This window comes from Xanthovirga aplysinae (assembly GCF_009711365.1).
Classification (GTDB): Bacteria; Bacteroidota; Bacteroidia; order Cytophagales; family Cyclobacteriaceae; genus Xanthovirga; species Xanthovirga aplysinae.
In genome coordinates, this window is sequence record NZ_SMMB01000812.1 from 1 (window position 1) to 4244 (window position 4244).

3 protein-coding genes are annotated in these 4244 nt (G+C 36.6%); 1 reads left to right on the forward strand and 2 read right to left on the reverse strand.

Features of this window, described 5'->3' with window-relative positions; translation table 11 throughout:
• Positions 1-281: 281 nt before the first annotated feature.
• Positions 282-2669, forward strand: coding sequence for an ABC transporter permease (locus E1171_RS06075; protein WP_155205097.1), 2388 nt, complete (start codon positions 282-284; stop codon positions 2667-2669).
• 49 nt (positions 2670-2718) lie between these two features.
• Here E1171_RS06075 and E1171_RS06080 read toward each other — a convergent pair whose 3' ends face one another.
• Positions 2719-2916 carry a YwbE family protein gene (locus E1171_RS06080; RefSeq protein ID WP_155205098.1) on the reverse strand — a complete coding sequence of 66 codons (198 nt, stop codon included), beginning with the start codon at positions 2914-2916 and terminating at the stop codon, positions 2719-2721.
• Between the two features lie 133 nt (positions 2917-3049).
• Complete coding sequence (locus E1171_RS06085; RefSeq protein WP_155205100.1) at positions 3050-4132, reverse strand: alkene reductase; 1083 nt, start codon at positions 4130-4132, stop codon at positions 3050-3052.
• Positions 4133-4244: the final 112 nt, after the last annotated feature.

Genomic DNA, 4244 nt, shown 5'->3' on the forward strand with positions numbered 1-4244 from the left:
TTTTTTTGTGTTTTAGGTTTTTTTGAACAACACAAAGGTGGGGAGAATGAGGAAATAAGTAAAATTGATATTTTCTATTTTGCAATAGCTTTCAACTATTAGGTTGCTCAAAAAAAACTAATCCCATAAATCCAGTTTGTACGGTAATGTACAATTCTTGTCATAATAGTGAACAAAATAGGAATAGAATTTCTTTAAAAACCCTCGTATACCACTGAATTTAAAGGTTTTCAATAATCGGTATGCTAATTGAAGATAGTTAAAACATATATCCCTTTTGTATGTTGCGAAACTATTTGAAAATAGCATACCGAAATATTGTCCGAAATAAAGTTTATAGCTTTATCAATATTCTGGGCCTGACGCTGGGAATCAGCTGCAGTATGCTATTATTTGTCTATATCGCGGATGAACTCAGTTTTGACCAATACCACAACCAATCCAAAAATATTTACCGTGTTACCACCCATGCCAACATCGGGAATAACCCATTTCATGTAGCTTCTTCTCCTGTTCCTCTGGCAAGAACGCTCATAAGTAAATTCCCTGAAGTACAATCGGGCACCACCTTAACTAAAACTAAAAAGGCTGCAATTTCCTTCAATGGAATGACGTCTTTTGAGGAAAATTTATTTTTGGCTGATGAACACCTTTTCGAAATTTTCAGTTTTAAGCTTTTAGAAGGGGATCCAAAGCTTTGCCTAAAAAGGCCAAATCAAATCGTTTTAAGTAAACAGCTAGCCTATAAATATTTTGGCGACCAGGACCCTCTGGGAAATATAATCACCACGGGAAATGGACGAGAGTTAATGGTAACCGGGGTAATGGAGGACATTCCTACCAATTCTCATTTCATTGCCTCAGCATTTATTTCTCTTGCCACAAATACAAATAATAGGTATGAGGAATGGACAAAAAATAATGCTTATACCTATATTCTTCTTAACCCTTCAACATCAAAAGAAAAATTCAATGCAAATCTCCAGGGAGTGTATAAGCAATATCTTGCGCCTTTTTTGGAACCTCATCATTCCTCCGCTAGTTTTCAATTGCAAGCCTTAACCGATATTCATCTTCATTCTAACCTGGAAGGTGAACTAAGTTCAAATGGCTCCATAAACTACATCTATGTTTTTGCAGCGGTTGCTATTTTCCTTCTTTTAGTAGCTTGCATAAATTACATGAACCTTGCCATTGCCCGGTCTGCAAAAAGGGCAAGAGAAGTAGGTATCCGAAAAGCACTTGGTTCATGGAAAGGCAGAATTATAGGGCAATTTTTAACAGAATCAGTCCTTCTAAGCTTGATAGCCTACTTTTTAAGCCTTATTATTTTAGATCTGGGAAAACCATTGTTTAAAGAATACCTGGATAATTCTTTCAATTATAATTACTGGGAAAACCCTTTGGTCCTAATTTCTTTTGCTTTCCTAATAATTCTGGTTGGATTAATTGGAGGAAGTTATCCTGCTTTTTATCTATCTCGTTTTGAACCAGCCGTGGTTCTTAAAGGAAAATCATTTAAAACCTTAGGAAGAGTTTCTCTTAGAAAAACCCTGGTCATTATCCAGTTGTCTATTTCACTTTGCCTATTAATTTGTACCCTGACTGTACATCAACAGCTTGATTATCTCAGAAATAGAAACCTAGGATTCAATAAAGATCAGGTGCTACGAATAGATCTGATCAATGAAGAAGTAATGGCTAATTTTCAAGAATTAAAGGATAAATTAATAAAACAGGAGGAAATAAAAGGCATCGCCACGGCCAATGGAGCTCCTGGGGTTTTTAGAAAAGAAAGTTCCTTTAAATATGAAACTCAAAAAGGATTTAAGGAGCAAATCAACCACTACATGAAAGTAGATCTGGACTTTTTAGGAACATTAGGAATCCCTCTTATTAAGGGTAGAAATTTCTCTAAATATATACCAACAGACCAAGAACATGCTGTGATAGTCAATAAAGCCTTAGTGGAAAAATTGGGATGGGAAAACCCTCTAGGTAAAAAAGTATTTTGGGAAAATAATGAAGGAAAAACTGAATGGGCAAAAGTGATTGGCGTCACAAAAGATTTTCATTTAGGCAGTGCCCACCAAAAGGTTAAACCGTTGATACTATCTTACGAAAAAAGCAATAACCACTATATGTTTATACGAATAAACAAGGAAAATATACCAAAAACTCTAAAAAAAATTAAACTTGAATGGAAATCAATAAATGGAAAACAACCATTTGATTATCATTTTCTATCGGAAGATTTTGAGAAGATTTACAAATCAGATGAAAACAAAGCAACATTATTAGGTGTGTTTTCGGGCCTTATCTTACTAGTTGCCAGCTTAGGGCTTTTTGGATTATCAGCATTTACCTCCCATCAAAAGAGTAAAGAATTAAGTGTAAGAAAAGTTTATGGGGCCAGTAACTGGAGTATATATTTACTGGTGATCCGAGAATATGTTTGGCTTTCCGCTATTTCAATTTTTATTTCCTGGCCTTTAGCCTGGGGAACCATTCGCCTATGGCTAACTAATTTCAATTACCACACCAAAATATCCTTGAGCATATTTATGGCATCATCTGGCTTTTGTTTGTTATTAACACTGGTTACGGTAAGCATTCATGCATATAATGCAGCACATAAAAGTCCAGTTATTTCCCTCAAAGAAATTTAAAAGCCAATAGAACCTTACCAGGAAGGCTCAAAGCTTATCTAGATGATTGTTAATTCTTCAAAATTTCTTTTACACGCCCCACCTGACCATCCTCTAACCGCACTTTTATCCCATGGGGATGATTGGGAGACTTTGTAAGAATATCTTTTACAATACCTTCTGTCAATTTCCCTGTCCGTTGATCTTGCTTCAACACTATCTTTACACTTAGCCCTACTTTTATATTTGATCGACTTGTTCCCTTCATTCCTATTATCTTTTCTTTTTTAACCTTTTTAATCTCCCTAATAATCTCATTCAAGTCACAAACTAATCTTTTCCCCTGCCTCCAAGGTAATCATTTCAAAAACCATCGATTCAACTTGAATTTTATATTCCTTTCATTCTTTTGTAGACATAAAAGGATAATCAATATACCCTTTTTCGTTTCCTCCATAATAAGTTGACGGATCAGCTTCACTTAATGGAGCTCCTGCCTTTATACGCTCTGGTAAATCCGGATTTGCTATAAAGGGAATTCCAAAGGAAACAAAATCACTATATCCGTTGGTGATGCTTTTTGCTGCAGTTTGAGCATTGTATCCGCCATTTGCCATATATGCACCATTAAAAATCTTACGCAACTTCAGATTTAAGGCCACATTTGTGTGAGAGCCTCTGAAACTTTCTACCACGTGAAGGTAAGCCAGGTTAAATGGATTTAATTGTTCTACAAAAAAAGTGAAAGTTTCTTCAATATTTGAATCCGACATACTATTAAATGTACCAGAAGGAGAAATTCTGGTTCCTACTTTATCACTTCCCCACACCTCTGTCACAGCAGCAACCACTTCTAAAGGCAGACGGCATCTGTTTTCAACCGAACCTCCATAATTGTCTGTACGTTTGTTTGTTCCATCTTTGAGAAACTGCTCTAACAAATAACCATTGGCTGCATGTATCTCCACTCCATCAAAACCTGCTTCCTTTGCATTAACCGCTGCCTGACGATATTGATCTACGATATCTGTCATCTCTTCTATTTCTAAGGCTCTAGGTGTTTCGAATAGCTGAAGACCTTCATTAGTAAACACTTTACCTTCCGCTCTAATTGCCGAAGGCGCAACAGGAAGAACCCCATTGGGCTGAAGAGAAGAATGTGAAATACGGCCCACATGCCATAATTGCATAAAAACCTTGCTACCTTTCTTATGGATGCCCCGAGTGATTCCCTTCCATCCATTAATTTGATCAGGGCTATAAATGCCTGGTGTCAATGCATAACCCATTCCCTGGGGAGAGATGTTAGTAGCTTCTGTAATAATTAAAGCCGCAGAGGATCTTTGGCGATAATACTCCACATTCATCTCCCATGGAATATTCCCCGGTTGTTTGGAACGACTTCGCGTTAAGGGAGCCATAATAATTCGGTGTGGCAATCGATAGGCTCCTAATTGTTGGGGCGAAAAAAGTATATCTTCCATTTTTTGGATCGCTAGAAAAAATCAATAAGTAAAAATTCTGAAACTATGTCACTTTCCCTCGAATGACTTGTCTCACCGCGATAAACGCAGGATTTCAACCGTGGTTTCATTA

Coding starts and splice junctions, on each gene's coding strand:
- E1171_RS06075 (WP_155205097.1), top strand. CDS start 282: ATGTTGCGAAACTATTTGAAAATAGCATACCGAAATATTGTCCGAAAT.
- E1171_RS06080 (WP_155205098.1), bottom strand. CDS start 2,916: ATGAAGGGAACAAGTCGATCAAATATAAAAGTAGGGCTAAGTGTAAAG.
- E1171_RS06085 (WP_155205100.1), bottom strand. CDS start 4,132: ATGGAAGATATACTTTTTTCGCCCCAACAATTAGGAGCCTATCGATTG.